At 37.0% G+C, this 25228-nt stretch carries 24 protein-coding genes and 1 riboswitch; of the genes, 18 read left to right on the top strand and 6 right to left on the bottom strand.

From position 1 onward, the window contains the following. Positions 1 to 618 precede the first annotated feature (618 nt). The 7 genes from DS745_RS24185 to DS745_RS24155 all read left to right on the top strand — a co-directional run bounded on the left by DS745_RS24185 (position 619) and on the right by DS745_RS24155 (position 6424). Positions 619 to 1185: a hypothetical protein gene (locus DS745_RS24185; RefSeq protein WP_129080812.1), complete on the top strand. Its 567-nt coding sequence runs from the start codon at positions 619 to 621 to the stop codon at positions 1183 to 1185. Between the two features lie 548 nt (positions 1186 to 1733). Continuing rightward, a complete protein-coding gene (locus DS745_RS24180; RefSeq protein WP_129080811.1) occupies positions 1734 to 2534 on the top strand; it encodes a TerC family protein in 801 nt (266 codons plus the stop codon). Positions 2535 to 2767: 233 nt separating this feature from the next. Continuing rightward, positions 2768 to 3049, top strand: coding sequence for a DUF6509 family protein (locus DS745_RS24175; RefSeq protein ID WP_129080810.1), 282 nt, complete (start codon positions 2768 to 2770; stop codon positions 3047 to 3049). 247 nt (positions 3050 to 3296) lie between these two features. Further along, complete coding sequence (gene speD / locus DS745_RS24170; RefSeq protein ID WP_129080809.1) at positions 3297 to 4127, top strand: adenosylmethionine decarboxylase; 831 nt, start codon at positions 3297 to 3299, stop codon at positions 4125 to 4127. Between the two features lie 161 nt (positions 4128 to 4288). Beyond that, positions 4289 to 4711, top strand: coding sequence for an OsmC family protein (locus DS745_RS24165; protein ID WP_129080808.1), 423 nt, complete (start codon positions 4289 to 4291; stop codon positions 4709 to 4711). 92 nt (positions 4712 to 4803) lie between these two features. Continuing rightward, positions 4804 to 5946, top strand: a complete 1143-nt coding sequence (gene eutH, locus DS745_RS24160; RefSeq protein WP_129080807.1) for an ethanolamine utilization protein EutH — start codon at positions 4804 to 4806, stop codon at positions 5944 to 5946. Between the two features lie 52 nt (positions 5947 to 5998). Beyond that, positions 5999 to 6424 (top strand): RDD family protein, encoded by a 426-nt coding sequence (locus DS745_RS24155; RefSeq protein WP_129080806.1) that lies wholly within the window; start codon positions 5999 to 6001, stop codon positions 6422 to 6424. Positions 6425 to 6475: 51 nt separating this feature from the next. On the opposite strand, the gene DS745_RS24150 is transcribed toward DS745_RS24155, so the two are convergent. Continuing rightward, positions 6476 to 7411 (bottom strand): helix-turn-helix domain-containing protein, encoded by a 936-nt coding sequence (locus tag DS745_RS24150; RefSeq protein ID WP_161568381.1) that lies wholly within the window; start codon positions 7409 to 7411, stop codon positions 6476 to 6478. Between the two features lie 515 nt (positions 7412 to 7926). Here DS745_RS24150 and DS745_RS24145 point away from each other — a divergent pair. Together DS745_RS24145 and DS745_RS24140 are read left to right on the top strand one after the other, a co-directional pair. After that, positions 7927 to 9063: a S8 family peptidase gene (locus DS745_RS24145; RefSeq protein WP_129080804.1), complete on the top strand. Its 1137-nt coding sequence runs from the start codon at positions 7927 to 7929 to the stop codon at positions 9061 to 9063. A gap of 120 nt (positions 9064 to 9183) precedes the next feature. After that, positions 9184 to 10311 (top strand): DNA adenine methylase, encoded by a 1128-nt coding sequence (locus DS745_RS24140; protein WP_129080803.1) that lies wholly within the window; start codon positions 9184 to 9186, stop codon positions 10309 to 10311. 108 nt (positions 10312 to 10419) lie between these two features. Here the strand turns inward: DS745_RS24140 and DS745_RS24135 are convergent, their stop codons facing one another. From DS745_RS24135 to DS745_RS24125, 3 genes are all read right to left on the bottom strand, one after another. After that, positions 10420 to 10611 carry an alpha/beta-type small acid-soluble spore protein gene (locus DS745_RS24135; protein ID WP_129080802.1) on the bottom strand — a complete coding sequence of 64 codons (192 nt, stop codon included), beginning with the start codon at positions 10609 to 10611 and terminating at the stop codon, positions 10420 to 10422. 184 nt (positions 10612 to 10795) lie between these two features. Next, positions 10796 to 12166 carry an aldehyde dehydrogenase gene (locus DS745_RS24130; protein ID WP_129080801.1) on the bottom strand — a complete coding sequence of 457 codons (1371 nt, stop codon included), beginning with the start codon at positions 12164 to 12166 and terminating at the stop codon, positions 10796 to 10798. Between the two features lie 52 nt (positions 12167 to 12218). Beyond that, positions 12219 to 13418, bottom strand: coding sequence for an iron-containing alcohol dehydrogenase (locus tag DS745_RS24125; RefSeq protein ID WP_129080800.1), 1200 nt, complete (start codon positions 13416 to 13418; stop codon positions 12219 to 12221). Positions 13419 to 13869: 451 nt separating this feature from the next. Between DS745_RS24125 and DS745_RS24120 the strand changes: the two genes are divergently transcribed. Beyond that, entirely contained in the window at positions 13870 to 15489 is a 1620-nt protein-coding gene (locus DS745_RS24120) for an ABC1 kinase family protein (RefSeq protein ID WP_129080799.1), read from the top strand. A gap of 159 nt (positions 15490 to 15648) precedes the next feature. Continuing rightward, positions 15649 to 16920, top strand: a complete 1272-nt coding sequence (locus tag DS745_RS24115; RefSeq protein WP_129080798.1) for an MFS transporter — start codon at positions 15649 to 15651, stop codon at positions 16918 to 16920. Positions 16921 to 16955: 35 nt separating this feature from the next. Here the strand turns inward: DS745_RS24115 and DS745_RS24110 are convergent, their stop codons facing one another. Further along, entirely contained in the window at positions 16956 to 17849 is an 894-nt protein-coding gene (locus DS745_RS24110) for a VanW family protein (RefSeq protein WP_129080797.1), read from the bottom strand. 135 nt (positions 17850 to 17984) lie between these two features. On the opposite strand from DS745_RS24110, the gene DS745_RS24105 reads away from it, so the two are divergent. The 7 genes from DS745_RS24105 (at position 17985) to DS745_RS24075 (ending at position 24256) form a co-directional block, all read left to right on the top strand. After that, positions 17985 to 18962 carry an aldo/keto reductase gene (locus tag DS745_RS24105; protein WP_129080796.1) on the top strand — a complete coding sequence of 326 codons (978 nt, stop codon included), beginning with the start codon at positions 17985 to 17987 and terminating at the stop codon, positions 18960 to 18962. Positions 18963 to 19045: 83 nt separating this feature from the next. After that, on the top strand, positions 19046 to 19492 hold the full coding sequence (locus DS745_RS24100) for a hypothetical protein (RefSeq protein WP_129080795.1): 447 nt from the start codon (positions 19046 to 19048) through the stop codon (positions 19490 to 19492). Between the two features lie 114 nt (positions 19493 to 19606). Beyond that, a riboswitch (TPP riboswitch) is annotated at positions 19607 to 19707 on the top strand. Positions 19708 to 19790: 83 nt separating this feature from the next. Further along, positions 19791 to 21065: an acetylornithine deacetylase gene (locus tag DS745_RS24095; protein WP_129080794.1), complete on the top strand. Its 1275-nt coding sequence runs from the start codon at positions 19791 to 19793 to the stop codon at positions 21063 to 21065. Between the two features lie 15 nt (positions 21066 to 21080). Beyond that, complete coding sequence (gene tenA / locus DS745_RS24090) at positions 21081 to 21755, top strand: thiaminase II (RefSeq protein WP_129080793.1); 675 nt, start codon at positions 21081 to 21083, stop codon at positions 21753 to 21755. Continuing rightward, positions 21748 to 22512 (top strand): ABC transporter ATP-binding protein, encoded by a 765-nt coding sequence (locus tag DS745_RS24085; RefSeq protein WP_129080792.1) that lies wholly within the window; start codon positions 21748 to 21750, stop codon positions 22510 to 22512. Before tenA ends, DS745_RS24085 begins: the two co-directional genes overlap by 8 nt. Continuing rightward, complete coding sequence (locus DS745_RS24080; protein WP_129080791.1) at positions 22509 to 23261, top strand: ABC transporter permease; 753 nt, start codon at positions 22509 to 22511, stop codon at positions 23259 to 23261. The genes DS745_RS24085 and DS745_RS24080 overlap by 4 nt, the downstream gene beginning before the upstream one ends. Then, the gene (locus DS745_RS24075) at positions 23258 to 24256 is read left to right on the top strand and encodes an ABC transporter substrate-binding protein (protein ID WP_421721852.1); all 999 of its coding nucleotides are present in this window, start codon (positions 23258 to 23260) and stop codon (positions 24254 to 24256) included. The genes DS745_RS24080 and DS745_RS24075 overlap by 4 nt, the downstream gene beginning before the upstream one ends. Before the next feature lie 119 nt (positions 24257 to 24375). On the opposite strand, the gene DS745_RS24070 is transcribed toward DS745_RS24075, so the two are convergent. Next, the gene (locus DS745_RS24070) at positions 24376 to 25218 is read right to left on the bottom strand and encodes a YitT family protein (protein ID WP_129080790.1); all 843 of its coding nucleotides are present in this window, start codon (positions 25216 to 25218) and stop codon (positions 24376 to 24378) included. Positions 25219 to 25228: the final 10 nt, after the last annotated feature.

Raw genomic sequence — 25228 nt, 5'->3', positions numbered from 1 at the left:
GTCATCAAATGTCACGTGAGGCAGTCTTGCGTTCCCTTTTGAAACTTCCTCTGCCATCTTTTGTCACGTGAGACTCTCTTACGTTCCCTTTTAAAACTTCGTCTGCCATCAAATGTCACGTGAGGCAGTCTTACGTTCCCTTTTAAAACTTCCTCTGCCATCAAATGTCACGTGAGGCAGTCTTGCGTTCCCTTTTGAAACTTCCTCTGCCATCAAATGTCACGTGAGGCAGTCTTGCGTTCCCTTTTGAAACTTCCTGTGCCATCAAATGTCACGTGAGACTGTCTTGCGTTCCCTTTTGAAACTTCCTGTCATCAAATGTCACGTGAGGCAGTCTTGCGTTCCCTTTTGAAACTTCCTGTGCCATCAAATGTCACGTGAGACTGTCTTGCGTTCCCTTTTGAAACTTCGTCTGCCATCTTTTGTCACGTGAGGCTGTCTTGCGTTCCCATTTGAAACTTCCTGTGCCATCAAATGTCACGTGAGGCAGTCTTGCGTTCCCTTTTAGGACACTCTCTTTGTTTAGTGTTTGAGGAATTTCTGAGAGTATTATTCATAAAAAACTAACATAAATTTACTAAAGAGGTACGGAAAATCCTGAGTAGGGGGACTAAACAGATGTTAAGTAGCAGTGAAGGTTCAATAGGAAATAGCCAAATTGTAAGAATTTTTAGCGATTGTATATTTAACAAACAAACTCCTAACCATAAAAGTCTAGTAGAAGATTTTTTTCTCACAGTGGTAGAGGCGTATCGTCGTACTTGTGAATTCTACTTCTTGCCGTGTGCTGACAATGTATTGAATGAACTATCCCAGCTAAAACAGGAATATGAAGAGATGTTTGGATACGTTAATTTTCATTATGGTGCTTCGGATATTGTCTTATCTACCCACTCTACTATTGTTATAATAACAGTGAAGCAGCAGGAAAACTGGTGTTTTGAAAGTGATGTAAAAAAACAGTTTAATATATTAAGTCATTATGAACCACAAACTAATAAGAGGCTTTTGCAAGTTTTATTAGTTTCAAAGATGACATGGGAAAACGGTAGGAAAAATACTCGTCATATGATTCATTATAAAAAATTGAGAAACTATCTTAGACATGAAAGAAATTCAGATACGCCATTTGTTGTCTTATTTTGGGAGGATGTCCTCCGATTGTTAAATAACAACAAGAATTGAACGTGTATTCTTTTCTCTTCTGCTTGAAATAATAAAATGGTAGGTTATGAAAAAACTAGATTGACATAGTAAGAGACTCCTATTACAATAAAAAACAAATAAGAAGTTATCCTTAAAGGGGAGTAGCTGGTACAATAAATTCGTCATCACGAGGAGAACCCTCCGGATTTATTGGCAACATTTTGTTGTTTGCGAGACCTTTACCGTAACGGTATCGGTCTGTCCATCTGATCTATTTAGATGTTATTTCATGACCTTACTTTTATGGTATGGGTCATTTTTTATTTGGCTGTTTTCGCAAAGTTTGTTGCTTGCCTAAAAATCCCATAAACCGGATTTTTACACAAACTACTAATAATTCACCACTAATTTTGTAAGTATTGCTCTTTTCTTACATAATTTAATGGCTGATATCGTCATCTAGAGTATTATCCCAATTAATATAGGGTAAAAAAGCAACAGTTTTTTGTGCGACGAGTAACCGCAGGAGCAATGTTTACGAAAAGAGCCTTTTATTTTAACATCATGGTAGAAGAGGGGACTTATTTGTGGATGTATCAATTTTATTAGAGTACGGGTGGGTATTATTAGTACTTATCGTTTTAGAGGGGATCTTAGCCGCTGATAATGCATTAGTGCTAGCGATACTCGTAAAACATCTTCCGGAAAAAGAACGGAAGAAGGCCTTGTTTTATGGGTTAGCAGGGGCGTTTGTATTCCGATTTGGTTCACTATTTGCTATTTCATTTTTAGTGAATGTATGGCAAGTGCAAGCGCTTGGTGCCGTGTACCTTATGTTTATCGCCTTGAATTATTTACTTAAGAAGTATGTAAGGCATAAAACTGAATCAGATGAAGCTAAGGAAGCAAAGAAGAAATCTGGTTTCTGGGTAACGGTAATAAAGGTGGAATTGGCAGATATTGCCTTTGCGGTAGATTCAATTTTAGCAGCAGTAGCAATTGCACTAACATTACCAAACACCAATCTTCCAATGGTAGGTGGCCTTGATGGCGGAAAATTCATCATTATTTTTCTTGGTGGTTTTATCGGTTTAATTATTATGCGTTTTGCCGCAACTTATTTTGTCAAGCTGTTGCACCGTAAACCTGGTCTTGAAACGGCAGCATTTCTAATCGTTGGTTGGGTTGGGGTGAAATTAGCTGTTTTTACGTTAGCGCATCCAGAGGTGGGCTTATTGCCACATCATATACCGGAAATGAAGGCTTGGAAGATTTCATTTTACGTCGTACTGGTGACAATAGCTGTACTAGGCTGGTTTTTATCAAAAGAAGTGCCTGAAGAAGACGAACAAGAAAACAAAGAATATCAGAGGGCAGAAATTAGTTAGAGTAACTGGTATAACTTAAAGAAGCCATATAGGATAATCATTGAGCCAATAAATGCTCTTAATTTGAGTGATCTAGTCATCATGGTGCCTCCCGTTCCTTTAGCTGTATTTATCTATATGCAAGTAGGCGCCTTATGATCAACTATTTTCGTCAAGGCCTGAAGGATTAAATTCTTCAGGTTCTTGGTATAATAAGACTTGAATGATAATAATAGGTAGAGAGGAAAGAAGTTATGAATATTATAGAACATACTGTTGAAAAGATAGAGGATACAACAGGCATTCTCAGCGGTGAACGCTACGAATTTTTTATTAATGTCGAAGTTGATGAAGATGATGACTTATATTCAGAAAATGGATTATACATAAAAGTGATTTTCGCCGTAAACGAAGGTTCAACTCGAATCATGCATTACGACATATTTGAAAAAACAACTGATAAGTATATCGATTTTGCATTAGAGGAAGAAGAAGAGAAATTGCTACAAGATTATTGCACTCAACACGCAAAATAAAAGGTACAGCGACAAAAGGGCTGTACCTTCTGTCTTGTTCAAGCTTACTTGTTTTAGCAGTATTTCAATCAAACTAAAAACTTATCGTGATTTTCAAAGATTTCATTATCACTTTTTGTCATGTTTTGTTATAATAACGTGGTGAATTAATTAATGAAACTTAAAAATGGCTCTTCTATGTTACTTAGGTTGATAGTTTTTGAAGTTATCAACGACATTGAAGGCGGAGAAAAGGGGAATTTTGACGATGAAACTAACGCCAGAACAGCGTATTCAATTACATGGCTTTAATAACCTAACAAAGTCACTAAGCTTTAATATGTATGACATTTGTTATACAAGAACAAAAGCAGAGCGTGAAGCCTATATAGAGTATATTGATGAACAATACAATGCTGATCGATTAACGAAGATCCTTACAGATGTTACGAGTATCATCGGAGCTCACGTGTTGAATATCGCAAAACAAGATTATGATCCTCAGGGCGCTAGTGTAACGATCTTAGTATCAGAAGGCCCTGTAGACGCCGCGCCACAAGGGTTTTTTAAGGAGTCACCTGGTCCGCTACCAGAAACGGTACTGGCTCACTTAGATAAGAGTCACATTACAGTTCATACGTATCCTGAATATCATCCAGATGAAGGAATTAGTACGTTCCGTGCTGATATTGACGTTTCAACCTGTGGAGAGATCTCACCATTAAAAGCATTGAACTATCTGATTCATTCATTTGATACAGATATCATGACAATGGATTACCGAGTTCGTGGTTTTACTAGAGATATTAACGGTCACAAATTGTTTATTGACCATGATATCAACTCAATTCAGAACTACATTCCAGAGGAAGTAAAAGAGCTATTTGATATGATAGATGTAAATATTTATCAAGAAAACATCTTCCACACAAAATGTAAGTTGAAAAACTTCGATCTTGATAACTACTTATTTGGTTATAAGAAAGAAAAATTGACGCTAGAAGAGCAAGAAGAAATTACTGAACGTCTAAAACTAGAGATGGATGAATTATATTACGGGAAAAATATAATTAACCGTGATGTAGTAGGTATAAAATAAGTAGTGATGAAACACATAAAAAAGAGATTGCATTTTTTCCTTAGGAAAAAAATGCAATCTCTTTTTTGTTTTTGCTTCGTATGGTGGGAGGAATACTATCAATGGAATAGATCTCTAATTTTTGTAAAAGCTAAAACGAAAATTTAGTGGAGGCCGATGATATGAAAACGACAATTAACTGGGCAGGAAAAATGGCTTTTTCGAGCACAACACCATCAGGACATGAACTTATGATGGATGCTTCGGCAGAGGTTGGCGGAGAAAATAAAGGGGCGAGACCAACGGAATTACTGTTAAATGCAGTTGCAGGCTGTACGGGTATTGATATTATTTCAATTCTACATAAAATGAGACTTGAACCAACCTCGTTTCATATGGAGATTGAAGGAGCACGGGCAGAAGAACATCCTAAGAAGTTTACAAGTGTCTATATTCACTATTCATTAGAAGGAGATTTACCCGAAGATAAGGTTGTTCGAGCAATTCAATTATCAAAGGATACCTATTGTTCAGTATCTCATTCGCTAAGCAGTAAAATTGAAGTGAGTTATTCGATAAATGGTGCAGAAACAAAACAAATCTAAATAATCAGAAACACAAGGCATTTTCAAAGTAAAATACCTTGTGTTTTTCGTTTATAATGATAGAATGAGGCTATTTAGAATGGGGATACATAATGAGTATAAATGAAATAATCGTTTTAATTGTCATGATCTTTTTTTGTATTGGAGCAATTGATAAAATACTAGGTAATAAATTCGGTTTAGCACAACGTTTTAGTGATGGCTTAATGACCATGGGCTCCTTAGCGCTAGCAATGGTGGGAATCATATCGTTAGCTCCAGTTCTTGCAAGTATCTTAACTCCACTCGTTTCTCCAATTTATAGTTTTATCGGAGCTGATCCTGCGGTATTTGCCAATACCATTTTAGCGATTGATATGGGAGGGTATGCTTTAGCTCAAGAGATGGCAAATAGTCCAGAGGCAGCTTTATTTGCATGGGTATTTCTAGGAACGATGATGGGACCAACGATTGTGTTTACAATACCTGTTGCATTGGGTATTATTGAAAAAGAGGATCACCCATATTTTGCCAAAGGTATACTCTTAGGTTTAATTACTGTTCCAGTTGGGAGTTTCTTAGGTGGAGTGATTGCAAATTTACCAGTCAATATGATTCTTCTTAACTTAATCCCGACCATTTTATTTGCATTACTGATATCTTTAGGATTATGGAAAAAGCCGGAGAAGATGATTTTGGCATTTTCATATTTTGCTAGAGGAGTCGAGTTTCTAGCTTTATTCGGTTTGGTTGTTATTGCTATAGAAACATTTACCCAAGTAACGATCATGCCTAATTTAGCTCCTTTAGAAGAAGGAATAAAAATTGTTGGGATGATTGCTATCTTTCTTGCTGGTGCATTTCCGATGGTTACATTTATATCGAAAGTATGTAAGAAGCCATTAACTAGGCTTGGAATTCTTTTAGGGATTAACGAGACAGCTTCAACAGGTCTAATCGCATCGTTGGCTCACCATATTCCTATGTTTACAATATTAAAAGATATGGACCCTAGAGGAAAAGTAGTCAATGTCGCTTTTGCTGTTAGTGGAGCGTTTGTTTTTGGTAGTCACCTTGGTTTTGTCGCTGGTGTTAATCCTGACTTAGTTTTTGCAATGATTATTGGAAAGCTTGTTGCAGGGGTAAGTGCTGTTGTACTCGCAATTGTTTTAACTCCGAATTCTAGTATAGATATTGGCACCCAAGATCATTCGTTTGATAGGCATAAGTCTAATTTTTCAAAATCAGTACTATAACAACCCAAAGAGTGAATAAAATGTCAAGATGACACAATGGGAGGTCGTATATATGGAAATTAGCAATTCGGCAGGATTTTGGATAAGACTTGGTGCTAGTATCATAGACGGAATAATTTTGTTTATTGTGCTAGGAGTCATTTCAACCATACTTTATGGGAAGTTTTACATGGAAACCTTTACTGTTATTGATATTTTAAACGGGCTATACTACTTACTTTTACCTGTTTTTTGGTACGGATATACTTTAGGAAAAAGGGCAGTTGGAATCCGAATTGCCAGAGTAGATGGAGAAAAAGTAGGAATTGGGACGATGCTTCTTAGGGATCTTGTTGCTGGACTTGTTTATGCGATTACTTTAGGTATCGGGGTAATTGTAAGTGCCTTTATGGTTGGTTTAAGAGAAGATAATCGCGCTATTCACGATTTTATTGCGGGGACATATGTAACCTATGATCCTCCTGAGAAGGTAGAATAAAAGGAAACACCATAGATACAGGATATTACCTGGCACTATGGTGTTTTTTTTCTAACTACAATGATAAGTTTCAGTAGCAGAAGCCTGAATTGTATTCAATTCTTGGAATAAGTATTTCTTTTTTAGCTTTTTAATGATGCCGACATATGTATCATTACCAAGCAATTCAAAGAAATATAAGGACTGTGTATACGATTTTCTTATTTTTCCCTCAGGGAAATGAAGTTTCTCAAAACACTGCCCTTGGTAATAGTAAAATTGTCCTATTAATGACATATTTTGATTTTTAATCGATAATTGAATTCCTTGAGAAACTGTTTCTGTAGCTAGCTCGTAATTTCTGGCATCATATAGTGTCTTTGCTTTATTATAAATAACTCGTAGCATATAAATATTCTTGCTTTCTAATAATGGATTAATCGTGTTCTCTTGGTAACTATCAAGTATTTTCTCATAATAGAAAATACTTTCTTGGTATTTTCCTTGGTTAGAGTAGATGGTACCAATTGTATTCAATATTTTGATGTCTAGGAATCGCTCGAGTATAATCGCATCATTCTTTAGTAAATTCTTTAAGCCGTTAAGACATTCATCAGCAGTATAATACTTTAAATGATATCCATTGTAAAAGCGTTGCCACGATAGATAAGCTTCGAACCATGGATCTTGGTTTTTCATCGTCAGTTCCGCCTTAACCAAGCGGAAAGCTTCTTCATATCGATGCCTAGATGTTAATTCTTCAATATACGTAACTGTTTGGTCAATGTAATCTTTATTTTCAAATAGCAAAATATGAATAAAGTAGGAAAGTGGTACTTTCAATTTTAAAGATAATAAATGTAAGGTATCTAATTGAGGGCAAACTTCCCCGTTTTCTATTTTACTGATCGCTGGCTGCGTGCAAATTCCCTTTGCTAGTTCTTTTTGTGATAGTCCATTTTTTATTCTTAACCAGGCGAGTTCTTTACTAAAATGTTTTAAATTCATTTGATGTGGCCTCCTATAACTATAGTTATATTTCTTATCGAGAAGTGTTGAATGGTGCTCGTAATCATCTGAGAGGTGACTAAAAAAGCACGAGGCGTTATTTTTCGAATTTTTAAACAGTTTGTAGTACATAGTATAATAACAAAAAAAACAACTACTTTAACAGGATGGTGATACCTATGAAAAAAGTCTTAGCTTGCATTCTGGTATTCAATTTATTACTTACTGGGGCAGTACTTACTACTGCGTCACCGGGAAATGATGTAACACCTGCCGATTTACCACATGAAGTATAGGCTAGAGATGACAAAAGCGAAGTAGCTACTTCGCTTTTTTTTTGTCTCCAAATATAATTATAGTTATTTTAAGCTATAAAAACGAAACAATGGGTTTGTTCATCTTTGTTGTATTGGATCTCATCGGCTAAAAACACGCTATACGTATTTTTTATTTTCTGAACATTTGCAATATAGTTTAGTTGTAACACCAAATACACTAAACAGGAGGTCATGTAAATGAAGAAAATATTTTCAGTGTTTTTTGCATTCGTTTTGTTGTTTGGAATGATCTTTTCTCCAGGAGTAATCTTTGCAAAAAATAGCGGTACTGACCAATACTTACTACAATTTGATGGTAATGTAGAGAAAGGTTTACTTAAAGCATTTGGTGTTAAAGATAGTGATATCCTCCACACGTTTAATCTATTACCAGTGGTTTCACTAAACCTTACCGAGCAACAAGCAAGAGGCTTAGCAAATCATCCAAAAATCAAGGGTCTAGAAGTAAACGCTACAGTTCAAGCGCTTGGACAAACGGTGCCTTGGGGAGTGCCGAGAGTACAAAGTCCAGAGGCCAACAATCTAGGGTTTACGGGGAAAGGTATTAAGGTTGCTATCCTTGATACTGGAATAGACAGAAATCATGAAGATCTCTCAGCTAATGTAAAGGGTGGTTTTTCAGTCTTTACAGACACAGCAAATAGTGATCCTTACTACGATGGTAGTGGTCATGGGACACATGTAGCAGGAACAGTAGCAGCTGTTGATAATCAGTTAGGTGTCATTGGTGTCGCAAAAAACGCTGAATTATATGCGGTTAAAGTTTTAAACAATAGTGGTAGTGGTTCTTATGAAGGGATTGCCAAAGGTATTGAGTGGTCGATTCAAAATGGAATGGATATTATCAATATGAGTTTAGGTGGTTCTTCTAGCTCATCTATCTTGGAACAGTTCTGTAATTTAGCTTATCAAGAAGGAATATTAGTAGTAGCTGCAGCTGGTAATAGCGGCACTAGACCTGGACGTGGTGATAATGTAGGTTACCCTGCGAAATATAGTTCAGTCATTGCTGTTGCAGCAACTGATCAAAGTGACAAACGCGGTACGTTCTCTAGTACTGGTCCAGCAGTAGAAATATCGGCGCCAGGGGTTGGTATTCTAAGTACGACTCCAAATAATAACTACGCGTCTTATAATGGTACTTCAATGGCTTCACCACACGTAGCAGCAGTAGCTGCTCTTGTATGGGAAGCAAAGCCAAATTTAACAAACGTTGAATTACGTCAGCTTCTAAATCAAACGGCAAAGAACTTAGGAAGTGCCACTCAATATGGGCATGGTTTAGTTCAAGCATCTGCAGCCATCCAATATTAAAAGGAAAGGGTACCCAAGCAACTGGGTATCCTTTTTAACTGCTTTTCTACCTCTCGTAAATTTTCTGTAGTATAATATTATAATGCAAAAAAGTTTAGCTTTAACAGGGGGAAAAGGCTAGTGGTAAAACCATTTGTAAAGTGGCCTGGTGGGAAAACGACAGAACTAGAAATTATTCATCAGTATCTACCGAAAAGAATAAACAATTACATAGAACCTTTTTTAGGTGGAGGAGCTTGTCTTTTCTCGTTAAAAAAAGAGGAGTATAACCAGGCATTTGTTAATGATTTTTCTTTTGAACTTGTGTCTTTATATAATTTAATTAAAGAACGAAATCAATTGTTTCATCAGTATCTGATAGAGATCTGGGATTTATGGAGTTATTTTGGTGAATTATCAAAAAAGTACTACGAACTTGTACGGGAATTGTATCAACAATATAAAGTAGATGAATTATCCAAAGAAGTGTTGGTAATTGAAATCGAGAAGTTCGTTGATAGAAAACGAAGTGAAGTTGGTGCAAACCTACCTCGCTATTTCTTAGTAGAATTAGATAGCTTATTAAATGAATTAAAGAAGTCTATTTATTCTAAGCTAGACAAAATAAAGAGAAATGAGTATAAAAAAGGTAATTTGCCTGAAGAGGACTATTCAAAAAACATTGAAGCCAGCTTTCGTGCAAGTGTTTATACCTATTTTCGGTCAATCTACAATCAACGGTTGGTTATTAAAATTAGTCATGAACAACACATCGCGTTATTCTTTTTCCTAAGAGAATTTTGTTATTCATCCATGTTCCGTTATAACCGTAATGGTGGTTTTAATGTTCCTTACGGTGGAGTGACTTATAACAGTAAGGCTTTTGATAATAAAATTGAATACTTGTGGACAAATTCCCTGCAAGAAATCTTACAACAAACAAACATCTATAATCTTGATTTTGAACAATTTTTACAAAATATCAGTATCCGAGAAGATGACTTTGTCTTTTTAGATCCACCATATGATAGTGATTTTTCAACGTATGCAGGGAATGCGTTTGGTATAAAAGATCAAGAGCGCCTTGCACAATACTTGCTTACTAAATGTAGAGGAAAATTTATGCTTATCATCAAAAATACAGATTTTATTTATCAACTCTATAATAAGCCTTGTATAAACATTATTGGATTTAACAAGGAATACAGTGTTAGTTTTATGGATCGAAATGATAAAAAGGTGGAACATGTGTTAATAACGAATTATTAAATTAGCATGTTGTTTATCTGCTAAAACACTGCCGGCAAAGGAAAAAATAAGAGTAACGATCCTTGATCGTTACTCTTTATCATATGGAGGTTGTAGGTAGGAAAATATTTATGAAAGTTGTTGTTGAGCCATTTGAACTAATCTTTTTGTAATTTCTCCACCCACAGAACCGTTGGCACGAGAAGTCGTGTCTGGCCCTAAGTTCACACCGAACTCTTGAGCAATTTCATATTTCATTTGGTCAAGTGCTTGTTGCACCCCAGGTACTAATAATTGATTTGAATTGTTGTTGTTACTCATTTTGTTTCATCTCCTTTATAAGAATTACTAGTATTGTGTTATTTTTGTATAGGGTTTATGCAATTATTTTATGATTACCACAATGTACCAGAAAATCTAAGCATCAATACTGTGTCTTAGGGATAAGGGGATTCTAGAATGAAGAAAAGCCGATACCAAGAATACTGGTTTCGGCTTTTTATAGCTACTTTAAGAAAAGTTTAACCTTTTTTAATCCGTCTTTCAAATTGGGATATCTAAGTGGTATGTCAAATTTGGTCGTTTGTTTTAGGACGCTTTTGTTATGTGAAAATGTGTCAAAGCTCCCTTTGCCATGATAAGCTCCCATGCCACTTGTTCCTACACCACCAAAGGGTAAGTAGGGTGTAGCAAGATGATAAATGGTGTCATTGATACAACCACCGCCAAAGGTTATCTTGTTTAGTACCTCGTCTACTGTACTCGTATTTTCAGAGAAAAGGTAAAGGGCAAGTGGTTTTGGATGATTATCGATGCCATCAATAACTTCAGCTAGGTCATTATAGACCATTACCGGAAGAATTGGTCCGAAAATCTCATCTTGCATGACAGGATCTTCCCAAGTGATATTGGTAAGGACCGTTGGCTCAATCGTTAACCCTTCTTCGTTTGTCGAACCGCCATGAGTAACTTTTCCATCTTGAAGAAACGATTGCAATCGTTCATAGTGACGTTTGCTGACGATACGGGTATAGTTTGGGTTTTTTAATGGTTCCCCTCCGTACAATTCTGTTATGGCGTCTTTAATATCAGTCAGGAATTCATTTTTAATACTTCTGTGAACATATAAGTAATCGGGAGCTACGCACGTTTGTCCAGCATTTATAAATTTTCCCCAAGCAATTCGCTTTGCCGCTAGTTTGAGGTTAGCATCTGAATGAACGATGCAAGGACTTTTCCCACCTAACTCTAAAGTTACAGGGGTGAGATTTTTGGAGGCAGCTTCCATTATAACTTTTCCTACTGGTACACTTCCCGTAAAGAAAATATAATCAAATGGTTCTTTAAGTAGCGATTGACTCCTTTCAACACCGCCTTCAATGACTGATATATACTCTTTGGGAAAGATCTCACCAATAAGCTTCGCCAAAAGTTCAGAGGTTTTCGGTGTTAATTCTGATGGTTTTAAGACAGCGCAATTACCTGCTGCAATGGCACCAATTAACGGCGCGATTGCTAACTGAAACGGATAATTCCAAGGTGAGATAATCAGTGCGACACCATAAGGTTCTGGGTAAATATAACCAGAGGAACCAATGTGAGTTATTGAGGTCTTTACCTTTTGAGGCTTCGCCCATTTACGCAAATTTTTCCGTGTGAAGCGAATTTCCTCCAACACCACTCCGATTTCTGTGGTGTAGGCTTCAAATTCAGATTTGTTTAGGTCTAATTTCAATGCATCTAAAAACTGTTGCTCATATGTTTTGATGGTATCTCTTAACTTTTCTAATGCATGAAGACGATAAGAAAGATCTTTGGTTTGCCCAGAACGGAAGAATGCTTTTTGCCTTGTAATGAGTAAATGATAGTCCTCCAAATGTTTTAACCTCCTAATAGTCTAACCATATTAATGGACAAGTTAGTTAAATCTATTCTTTAATTTGTTGATAGAGTTGAAACATATCTTGTTTCGAAAGGATTTTTGGAACTGGATAAAATGGATTGGCTTCCTTCATTGCTCGTTCAACCATTAATGGGATATCAGTATTATTAATACCGGAAATTTTAGTTGGAATATTCATCGAAGCATTAAGTTGTTTTATTGCTTCAATGAAATTTGTAGCTTTTTGCGCATCTGTATTCGTCCGAGTACCTAGTGATATCAAATCGGATAGTTCAGCAAGAGACTTATGTACTGTTGTTCCATAATACTCAAGTACGTAAGGTAAAATAATAGCATTTGCTAAACCATGTGGGATGCCATAAAACCCACCTAACGTATGCGCAATAGCATGTACATACCCAACGTAGGCACGGGTGAAGGCAATACCTGCTAAATAAGAAGCTCTTTGCATGTTCTTACGTGCTTCAATGTTCGTGCCGTTTGTATATGCTTCATTGAGGTTTTCAAAAATTAACGTTACTGCTTCCTTGCTAAACTTTTTTGTCTCTTCTGTGTTGCTTCTACCTATGTAGGCCTCAACCGCATGTGTCAGTGCATCTATTCCGGTTGTGGACGTTATGTGTGGGGGGAGGCCGACTGTTAGTAACGGGTCCAGTACAGCTACATGGGGGATTAAAACGGTATCAGTAATCGCATACTTTTCATGTGTATCATTGTTAGAAACAACAGCAACAATGGTAGCTTCACTTCCAGTTCCAGCTGTAGTAGGAATAGCGAAAAATGAAGGAATTTCTTTCCTGACTTTTAATTGCCCCTTCATTTGCTGAATGCTTTTCTTTGGATTAGCTACTCGTGCTCCAACCCCTTTTGCACAATCCATTGGAGAGCCTCCACCAAAAGCAACAATCCCCTGACAGTTGTTTTGTTTATAAATTGTCAGTGCTTCCTCAATATTTGTAATTGTTGGATTGGGAATCGTTCGATCATATACTACATAGTTTATATCCTCATGCTGTAACCCTTCTAACAGCCTATCTAACAGACCTAAAGATGTAATTCCATTATCGGTTACTACTAATACATTATCAATACCTTTACTTCTAATAACAGCTGGGAGTTTACTTACGCTATTTTCTCCTTCTAGTAACTCTGGTTTACGCCAATTTAAGAGGTAAGTAACTACCTTCATAGTCTCTTGATAAGCTCTACAATAAAATTTATACATCGATATATCACTTCCTTATACATCTTATAGTTAAATTTTATTAAAGGAATAGTACAAAAGACCAAAGAAGTGTTCTTGTGTAAAACTATAATGTATCAAACACCCCAAAAGCCTATACTACTCATATAGCTGTAATATCTTATAGGTGTCAAGATAATATTTAAAATAGTTTGTTTATTTATTTCATCGGCGTATGTTAATTTGTTAAATGGCTTATACACGACGCGACACTCATTCAACTTTCTACGAATTCTTTAACTGTAAAAGAGGATAGTAGTTTAACGAAGTAAGACCTGGATAGGGTAAAGAGCGTTTGTTTAAGCTGAATGGGAAGAGGACCGCAATTAGCTGTTCCTTTTTATTTTTAATTTCAGTGAAAAAAGGTGTAAGTACAAGAGTTCTAGAATATTGTACTTATTGATATATACTATTTTCCCGAAAGAGTGAGCTTATGAAGACGAAAAGCAAATTACGTAGAATGTCAAAGATCCTATCAATGGCATTTGTCATCTTTATTCAAATTTATTGGTATAAAGTTCGCAAAAAATCTGAAAGCGATTGGAATAGCTTATGGGGGAATATTGGTGAGAGATTTCGTCAAACATTATTTGAATTAGAAGGCTTACTAATAAAAATAGGTCAGCTATTAAGTATTCGCTCTGATTTATTGCCCTCTGCGTTTATCAGTCAACTTCAAGATCTTACTGATCAGGTTCCGCCTTCTGAATGGGGGGAAATAAAAGAGGTTCTCGAACTAGAATGGGGGTGCAGTCTCGAAGAAAAGCTACTTTCTATTGAACCGAAGGCAATTGCTTCAGCGTCTATTGGAGAAGTGTATAAAGGTGTTCTTCCAAATGGAAAAGAGGTTGCGATCAAGGTCCAGCGTCCAGGTATCCAATCTATTATTCATACAGATTTCCAAACATTAAAGATTATTATTTGGTTTGCTGATCATTTTGTTCCGATGCCAAAAGGATTTATAAATTTGAAGGTTTTATATCATGAGTTAAAACAAGTAATTGAAAGAGAGTTGGATTTCGTTCACGAAAAGGAAACATTGCTCTCATTTCAACAACGTTTTCATAGTATGGATATTGTTAAAGTACCAGAGGCTTATGAGGAGTTCTGTACGTCGAAAGTTCTCGTAATGGAATGGGTTGAAGGGATAAAGCTAACAGATGAAGAAAAAATTAGTTCACTTGAAGTAAGCCGACAGGAGTTAGCTCAGCGACTTATCAAGTTATTTCTGCCACAATGGTTAGAACCTGGTACATTTCACGCTGACCCACATTCCGGTAACGTATTAGTCTCAAAAAAAGGGGAAATCATTCTTCTTGATTATGGAATGACCGGTGAAATTAGCAAAAAGGATGCATCATATTTACAAGAATTAATAGAATGTTTCTTATCAAAGAATTATAGTAAAGCAGTTGAAACCTTAACCCAATTAGGGTTCTTGCTACCAGAAGCTGATCCGAGGACGATGGAAAGACTGTTATCGGAATTAATGACCTTCCAACCTGAGCAATTAAAGGAAATGGATCTCATTAAGTTAAAATTAGAAATGAACGATATTATTCAAGCCCTTCCGATACAGGTTCCAACACGATTTGTTTTTTTGGGGCGCTCATTTGTAACGATGGAAGGACTAATTCGAGGTTTAGTCACCGAAGATGAACTCTTTGAGTTAGCCAAACCAGTTTTTATGGAATGGGTGAAGAATCAAGGGAATAATAAATGGACATTTGTCTGGTATTGGTTGCAATCTCAGCCTTTATTTAAGGTCCTTCATTCTGCTACAGAGTTTTTACAGTTACCCCAAAAGCTCGAGATACTGAAGGAAAAAGAGCAACGGAGAGAGTTTCAATTTACAATTTATGAAAACTACAAAAGACAATTATTTCAATTGATGTTACTAAGTCTTTTTGGCGTTGGTGCAGGAATTTATGCAGAGCATTTGTTCATCCTACAATTAGCGAGCGCAGTAGCGGGTGTTTCAAGCGTTGGTTACTTGATATGCAATTATAAATTGAAAAAGTGGCTAAAATACATGCATGAAAAAAGAAGGTAGGTCTATGAATTCGATAACTCATTATTAGCGCCATCATAGATTGAGAAGGTTCGATTTTGGTAATTATGAAATTCACTCAGGTGGAGTGATGTAAAAACTGGTTAATATAATTACCTCACAGTTCATATAATGGAGTAAAAACTACAGGGGTAGAAACTATTGGATAAACAAGATAGCAGATTTAGATGGATTGTCTTTGCTTCTGTATTGTTTACTTATTTATTAATGGCGAGCCAAAGAACGGCTCCAGGGTTAATTACAGATCAATTGATGACGGATTTTATGGTTACAGCATCAACGATTGGGCTACTGACCAGTATCCAATTTTTTGTGTACACTGGATTACAAATTCCAATGGGGATTTTGGCTGATCGTTTTGGGCCAAATTATTTCCTCATTATTGGGGCAATCGTTACAGGTATAGGTACCATGATCTATAGTCTTGGTACACATGAATACATTCTTTTTTTTGCAAGAATTCTTACAGGAATAGGCGATGCGACCATTTGGGTCAATATGGTGTTAATATTAAGTCAGTGGTTTAAAGCAAAGGAATTTGTTCGGTTAATTGGATTTGCTGGCATGACAGGAAGTCTAGGTTTTCTATTGGCTTCATTTCCTTTCTCCTTATTAATTCATTTACTTGGTTGGAGGGGAGCATTTTTTTTACTAGGCTTTCTTTTATGCTTATGTGGAACTCTCCTTTACTTCGTACTCTTAAAAAAGCCAAAACAACTCTTTGTTAACGAACCTCTTGTCAAAGAAAAAGAAATACAACGTGAGAAAATATTCGCTTTACTTCGGAGGATTTCCTCCAATCGGCAAGCGTGGGCGTTATTCTGTTGTCACTTTGGGCTTGTTGGGGGCTATTTGGGGTTTATCAGTTCATGGGCAGTTCCTTACGGGATGAATGTATATGAACTAACACGTTCAGGTGCCAGTCAGCTCATCATGATTGGGCTTATTGGGGCATTGATTGGAGCACCTCTAACTAGTTGGATTTCAAGTCGGTTAGAAACAATTAAACGGCCTTATGTGGTTGTCCATATCGTTATTTTTATGAGTTGGTTTTCGTTTCTTTTATTTAATGGAAATCCACCATTTTATTTATTAATTTTACTTTTCTTTATCATTGGCTTTGGATTTGGGGCTAGTGCCCTTACGTTTGCTGTCGTCCGACAATCATTTCCGATCATGGAATCTGGTATTGTCTCCGGATTTGCTAATACGGGTGGGTTTCTGAGCGCCGTATTGTTGCCTAGCATTTTCGGAAGAATATTAGATCATTTTATGGTTTCATCAGGTAGTTTAGGTGATGGATACTTCTACGGTTTTTTCATTCCAGTAATTTTCTCGATGATTGGTTTGTTTGGGGTTATTTCTATTAAAGAAAAACGTGGGGATACAAAGCGTCAAGTAGCAGTGAATTAGTGAAAAGGCAACGAGAGGTCCTCGTTGCCTTTTTGCTAAAGAAGAATTTCCTCTGGAGCATTAGGGACATCTCTAGTCTTTATTTCAATAACCTCCGAGGAATAAATTGCAATACTTAAAGCCCCTCCGTACACCTTGGCTTGGATAAGGATCGGTTGATTGTGAATGTTCTTGAATCTAAAGTCAGCTCCGTACCAACTAACTTGTGCGTCCCGTCCTGGTGGTACGTAAGGAACTCGTTTACTGTGAGAATACCGTTGTAAAATTTGAACTCCTGCCCGGTCAACTGCGTTAAATAACGTAGATGAAACCTGGCAAATCCCACCGCCGAAGTCTCGATATACACGTCCTTTTATAATGACTGGTGCTGGTAAATACCCTTTTTCAAAGGTACGTTGACCAACAACCTGATTAAATGAAAAACTTTCTCCAGGAAAAACGACGTGATTATTGATAGCTTCTGCAGCTAGCGTAATGTTTTGGACTCTTCCTTTTTTACGACGGTTAAAATATGTTGTGTAGTGTCCAATCTGTTTTACTCGAATATTTCCGAGTAACTCACTATCTACTTTAGGGTATATAGGGGTTGTAGGTAATTCAATTGTCATTGGACCCCGTCCATAATAGTATGTATAAAAGGATTCGGAAAATTTTTGACGATCTAGTTTATAACCTAATTCTTCCTCAACGATAGTTCCGTATTGATCAATTCTTGCGTTTTGTGGTTCTTTTTTAATTTGTTGATCGAGTTTCTCAAGAAAGTCCTCAACTTTATCAACGTCTAAGATTGATTTTCCAATCATAGATTGAAACTCAAGACGATTGACACTGCCAATTGATTCTCCTTCTAAGGTTAATAATACGTTGTCAGATATATTTAAAGTTTGTACAAATAGTAACATAAGAGCAAAACAACCATATTTAATCATCAATCTACCTCCTAGAAGTAGTATGAGTAGGAAAAGAGTGTTTCATGAATTTCCTCAACATGGTAAAAAATAGTATGTGGTTAAGAAAACATGTATAATTAATGTTTAGAGTACTTTTTTTTAGGAGATGAAATAATGAAGTATATGCCATTACAACAACGTCAAATTTCAACAAGTAGACTCGTATTTGGTTGCATGGGCTTAGGTGGGGGCTGGAACCAAACTCCTGTTAGTGAGGAAGATATCCTGAGTGCAGAACGTGCGATAGATGCTGCGTTATCAATAGGAATCACAATGTTTGATCATGCTGATATTTATACATTTGGCAAAGCAGAAAAAGTTTTTGGTGAAGTTCTAAAACGTCGTCCAGAGCTTAGAGATCAGATGGTCATTCAATCAAAATGTGGAATTCGCTTTCCGGAAGGCGAGATACCAAATAGATATGATTTTTCAAAAGAATATATTGTCGAATCTGTCGATGGGATTTTAACTAGATTAGGTATTGAGCAATTAGATATCTTGCTTTTACACCGACCCGATCCATTAATGGAGCCAGAAGAGGTCGCAGAAGCTTTTGATTTATTAGTAAAAGCAGGAAAAGTAAATCATTTTGGTGTTTCTAATATGAATGTAGCTCAATTGAAACTTTTACAAAATGATTGTTCAACACCGCTTGTCGTCAATCAATTAGAGATGAATTTACAAAAATTAGATTGGCTAGAAGCGGGAGTGCTGGTAAATCAGGCAGCTGGAACGAATGTTAATTTTGCGGATGGTATTATAGAGTATTGTCGTTTAGAAAATGTTCAACTCCAAGCATGGAGTCCCTTAGCAAAAGGGATATATACGGGTGTGGAAGTAGCACAACCATCAGAAGCATACGTAAAAACAAAGCAACTAGTAGAAGAGATGGCCAAAAAGAAAGAAACCACTCTAGAAGCAATTGTCCTAGGTTGGTTGATGAGACATCCTGCGATGATACAACCTGTTATTGGTACGGCAAATGTAGATCGAATTCAGAAATGTGAAGATGCTGTAAGACAAGCAGAACAGATGTCTCGAGAAGAATGGTATGCCCTCTATGTAGCCTCTAGAGGACAGCTTATGCCTTAAGCTAATTTTTTTGCGAGCGTAACTATTCTAAGCAATGAACGACTAAATAAATGATAAACACCAATGCCAAAGGGGAGATTTTGATGATTTCGATCGTATTATTTATTGGCGTAATCCTTATTGTTTTTTTCTTCTTACTTGCCGCGGCAGGTGTTAAAAGTAAAACAAATGGGGGAGAAGACATGATCAAGAATGTGTATATTTATTTAGTACTGTTTGCTACTCTAATGATGACAATTGGGGGAAGTGTTGCGGCGTTTATGGCACTAGCTGACATGGTTGCGCCACCGCCATTCTATCAGTCATTTGAGGAATATAGTCGTTGGGGTGGAGAAAAGCCAGTTGGTGATACTACTGAAAAGCTAACTGAAGCAGAGTTAAGAGCTAATTATGAAGCAGCAGTTCAGTCACATCGTGCCACTGCTATGGAGAGATCAAAAAATAGCTTAGTAAAGAGCTTTGGTTGGATTATCATTCCTCTTCCAATTTTTATTTACTTCCAACGTCGATTAAATTCAGCAAAAGAATAAGTTTTATAGAAGCGTTAGGCTATCTTAATCACTGTTATGGTAAAACTTTGTTGTAATTCACACGATAGTATGATAGAAATAAATAGTAATAGTTCTTTAACATAAATTTCATAAGAATCACTCTAGGGGTGCTAGAAAGCTGAGAGAGACGATCGTCTTGACCCTTATTACCTGATCTAGGTCATACTAGCGTAGGGAAGAAGTGCAGAACTTTAGTAATTACTACAATTATTAATGTCTTGGTCTATCCAAACCACTTCTTTTCTAGGAAGTGGTTTTTTATATTGGAGGTAAAATAATGGAAGAGAGACTTTCATTCGTTTTAGAACAAATGGAAGACCGGAAAGATGAGTTAATTGAATTGGTGAAGACACTGATAGCTTTTGAAACACCAGCACCTCCTGCTAGAAATACGAGGGAAGCTCAAGATTTTGTAGCAAGTTACTTAAACCGCTTAGGGTTTGACATTGATATGTGGGATGTTTACCCAAACGATCCAAACGTAGTTGGGACGTTAAAAGGGAAAGCTTCTGATTATTACAAGAGTTTAATTGTAAATGGACATATTGATGTAGCAGAAGTAAACGAAGATGAAGAATGGGAGAAAGACCCATTTACACCTGTCGTAAGAGATGGTGTAATCATTGGTCGTGGTGCTGCTGATATGAAAGGTGGATTGGCTGGAGCTCTTTTTGCTTTAAAATTATTAAGAGAAGCAGGGATTGACTTTCCAGGTGACATCATTTTTCAATCGGTAATCGGTGAAGAGGTGGGCGAAGCTGGAACATTACAATGTTGTCAAAGAGGCTACAAAGCAGACTTTGCGGTTGTCGTTGATACGAGCGATTTACATATTCAAGGTCAAGGTGGTGTTATTACGGGCTGGATTACTGTCAAAAGTAAACAAACCTTCCATGATGCCACCAGAAGAAATATGATCCATGCAGGTGGCAACTTGTTTGGAGCAAGTGCGATAGAAAAAATGGTGAAGATCATTGCTGGGCTACAAGATCTTGAACGACATTGGGCGGTTACCAAAAGCTATGAAGGCTTCTTGCCTGGAACAAACACGATCAACCCAGCTGTAATTGAAGGTGGCAGGCACGCTGCCTTTATCGCTGATGAATGTCGTTTGTGGATTACCGTTCATTATTATCCAAATGAAACATACGAACAAGTGGCAAAGGAAATTGAGGACCATATCGTAAGTGTTGCCAATAGTGATCCTTGGCTAAAAGAAAATCCGCCTATATTTACTTGGGGTGGTACATCAATGATTGAAGATCGTGGTGAGATTTTTCCTTCGTTAGAAGTGGATCCAAGTCATGAAGCCGTTCAGTTGTTAGCTCGTACACATACAGAAGTATCTGGAACAAAGGCAGTGATCGATGTTTCACCAACGGTTACTGATGGGGGGTGGCTAGGGGATGCAGGAATTCCTACTGCTATTTATGGTCCTGGCACACTTCAGTATGCTCATTCGGTAAATGAACAAGTATCCATTGATCAGTTAGTTAAATTTACAAAAGTAATGACTCAGTTTATTTACAATTGGACCCATTCAAAAAAATAAGGAGTTGTCTACAAAATGAAATTTAGTGAACGTTTATACCAGGAATTACAGCCGATTTGGCAAGCCAATCACAACCATCCATTTGTCCAAGAAATGGGTGCTGGAACTCTTGATAAAGAAAAGTTTAGATTTTATATGATTCAAGATTACTTATATTTAATTGATTATGCTAAATTATTTGCACTTGGGGCAATGAAAGCAAGTGACGTAAAAACGATGGGGCGTTTTGCTAGTTTATTAAATTCTACATTAAACGAAGAAATGTCACTACACCGTGAATATGCGGTAAAATTCGATATTTCTGAAGAAGAGCTAGAAAACGCAAGCCCGTCACCAACCACATTGGCTTATAGTCACTATATGTTGCATGTAGGGCAAAATGGAACGTTGGCAGACCTTGTTGCGGCTTTACTCCCGTGTATGTGGAGCTACTGGGAAATTGGCAAGGAATTAAGCAAAATTCCTGGAGCAAGTGATCATGAATTTTATGGTGAGTGGATCAATATGTATAGCTCTGAAGAGTTTGGCCAATTAGCTATTTGGTGCATCGAACTTCTAGATGAGCTTACATTGGGCTTACCTGAAAAAGAACTAAAGAAATTAGAAGAAATTTTCCTTAACACGACGAGATTTGAGTATATGTTTTGGGATATGGCTTACAATCAAGCGATGTGGCCAACAAATGAGTAAATTTTCTTTGGAATTTGAGGATGTTTCATTCTCTTATCACCACGGGGAAAAGGCTATCTTAGAAGGCCTAAGCTTTCTTGTGAACGAAGGTGAGTTTGTCAGTATTATTGGGCCAAGTGGCTCAGGGAAAAGTACGATTTTCAAATTAATCACTGGCCTTGAAGATCATTCAGGTGGAAAGATTGCCATAAACGGAGAAGTGTATGGCAATCGATTAGGGCATGTGGGGTATATGCCACAACAAGATTTGCTTATGCCCTGGCGCACGGTCTTGGAAAATGCAGCATTGCCTCTTGAAATTCAAGGAGCAACAAAAACGGATGCCCGTGAGAGAGTGGTAAAGCTCTTAGATCAATTTGGATTAAAAGGCGTAGAGAATAAATACCCAAGTGACTTGTCTGGTGGGATGAAACAACGAATCTCGTTTTTACGTACAGTCTTAAGTGGTTCAAACGTTCTGCTCTTAGATGAGCCATTTAGTGCGCTTGATGCCATTACAAGACTTGCAATGCAGGAGTGGCTACTAGACCAATGGGAAAAGTGGAAGCTATCGATTTTGTTTATTACTCATGACGTCGATGAAGCGTTGTTCTTATCTGATCGTATCTTCATTTTTACAGAACAGCCAGTCCGTAAGTTTGTGGAAGTAACCGTACCCCTTGGACGTCCAAGGGGAATACGTGATATTCATTCACCTGAAGTTTTACAAGTGAAAGAAGAACTTATTGAACAACTTCGTTCGAAGGTGAAATTATGAAGCAGTTACATCGAACGATTGCACCGTTATTGTTAGTATTCTTGTTTTTAGTTGTTTGGCAAGTAGTTGGTATGATTATTGACTTGGCTTTTATTTTACCAACGCCACTACAGGTTGCCGTAAAACTTTGGGAACTTAAGGAGATTTTATTTCTAGTTCATTTACCGGCTACCCTATTGGTAATCATTGTAGGACTTACCTTATCAATTACTTTAGGAGTGGGGCTTGCCATTTGGATGAGTGTCAATAAAACGGTAGAGAAAGCATTTTATCCAATTATTGTTGCGTCTCAAACAATTCCAATCATCGCCTTGGCACCTATTTTTGTTTTATGGTTTGGTTACTCGATTTGGAGTAAAGTAGCAGTGACCTTAATCATTACGTTTTTTCCCATTACAGTTAGTACGTTTGATGGTCTCCGTTCAACTAGTAAGGAATTAAGAGATTTAATGTTGACGATGGGAGCTGATAAAAGAGATATCTTTTTTAAGCTAAGTATACCTTCAGCACTGCCATTCTTTTATTCCGGATTAAAGGTAGCGGTAACACTAAGTGTAATTGGGGCAGCCATTGGTGAATGGTTAGGAGCACAAAGTGGTCTTGGTTATTTTAGTCGCCGGATGATGACGCAATTTGACGGGGCAGGAGTGTTTGCGCCAATCGTTTTATTGTCAGCCATCGGTATTGGATTATTTTTATTCGTGGTATTACTAGAGAAAATTACATTACATTGGAGGAAGACCGAGTGAAGAAGAGTTTATTATTTTTTATGAGTTTAGTTTTAGTAGCGGTAATGGCTGCGTGTGGGCAGAAGGCAACGACAGGTTCAGAAAAGGGATTAGCAGAAATTGATTTAATGCTAGATTGGTATCCGAATGCCGTACATAGTTATTTGTATGTAGCTGAAGAAAAGGGATATTTTGAGGAAGAGGGCATTAAGGTGAATATTCAGTTCCCTGCAAACCCTACAGATCCAATTAATTTAGCAGCTGCGGGACAAATTACACTTGGGATTTCCTATCAACCAGATGTGGTAATTGCTCGTGCAAATCAAGATGTTCCGGTAAAGTCAGTTGGGGCAATTGTTCGTTCGCCACTTAATCACGTAGTATTACTAAATGATAGTCCAGTTAAGACACCGAAGGATTTAGAAGGGAAAACAGTTGGTTTCCCAGGTATCCCATTAAACGAAGCTTTATTAAAAACAATGGTGAAAAATGATGGTGGAAATCCAGACAATGTTACGATGATCGATGTTGGATTTGAATTAGGAACATCAATCGTTAGTGGTCGTGTAGATGGTGTGATTGGAGCTTACATTAATCACGAGGTTCCTGTGTTAAAGCATAAAGGCTATGATACTCGCTATTTTAATCCAGTAGATTACGGAGTTCCTAGTTTCTATGAGTTGGTTGTAGTAACAAATGACAACACTTGGAATGAAAGGCAAAAAGATATCGAAGCTTTCTGGAGAGCGGCAACAAAAGGGTACGAATTCATGAAAGCTAATCCAGATGAAGCTCTTTCAATTCTATTGAGTAATCAAGACAAAGCAAACTTCCCACTTATTGAAGAAGTAGAAAAGGAAAGCTTACAAATTCTTTTACCAAAGATGGAGTCTGCAAATGGTTTTGGCAGTCAAGACGAGTCTTCTTGGCAGGAAACAATTGATTGGATGATCGAGTTTGATTTGATCAAAAAAGAACCTAGATTAGAAGATATTTTTGTGAATATCGTTAAATAATGGAAAAAGAACGCTGTTGTGAATGCGAATTTTGCGACAGCGTTTTTGTTTTGCATGTGAACAGGTGAAAGTGAAATTGATCAATCAAAAAAACAGGCTGTAGATCAGCCTGTTAGCACTTAATTGATTCGTCTAAGCATTGAATTCTTTTCAACACCTGTTGTTTCTGTCACAAATGAAGCTTCTAAAATAGCCGTAGGGTCAAGTGTTAAAACGATGTCTTTTAGCTTTGGGTACATAATTCGGTCTGTTATACAATAAATCAATTGGACCTTATCACCTGTGTAACCACCAGTTCCATTTAAGTATGTGATCGAAATACCTAATTCCTCTACCAGCTTTTGCCCTACTTCCTCAGGTTTACTAGAAATGATCATAACGGATTTCCCCTGATTAATACCGTCTAAGATAAAATCTATAACTTTAGTAACGATAAAGAATATCGCGATCGAAAACATGGCTTTTTCTAATGAGAAAACCACTGCTGCCATCGTTAAAATAAAGGCGTTAATTCCTAATAAAAACTTACTAATGGGAACTCCATATTTTTTATTTATCCAAGTGGCAATCATTTCAGACCCATCAATTGCGCCACCTGCTTTTACGACTAAACCAATGCCTAGACCAAGTAATAGCCCTCCATAGAGAACAATTAACACTTCTGAAGAGGTAATTGCTGGAAAAGGAGCGAAATAGATTAATGAAGCTGCTGTAATAATATTCGCGTATAAGGTACGCACGACAAATTTCTTCCCCATGAACTTACCAGAAATGAGGAGTGAAGGAATGTTAAGTAGGATAAAAACAACCCAGATCGGAATATTGAATAATGATTTCGCCATAATTGCCAGGGCTGTTACACCACCATCTACTAGTCCATTTGGAGATAAAATTAATTCAAGTCCAATCGCTACAATAATTGAACCTATTGTTAATAGAAAATAATCAAAGAATTTCCGCATAGGACACCCC

Origin of the sequence: Anaerobacillus alkaliphilus (genome assembly GCF_004116265.1) — a bacterium.
GTDB classification, from domain to species: Bacteria; Bacillota; Bacilli; order Bacillales; family Anaerobacillaceae; genus Anaerobacillus; species Anaerobacillus alkaliphilus.
The sequence above is the reverse complement of the archived record's forward strand: the minus strand, read 5'-3'. Positions and strand labels throughout refer to the sequence as shown.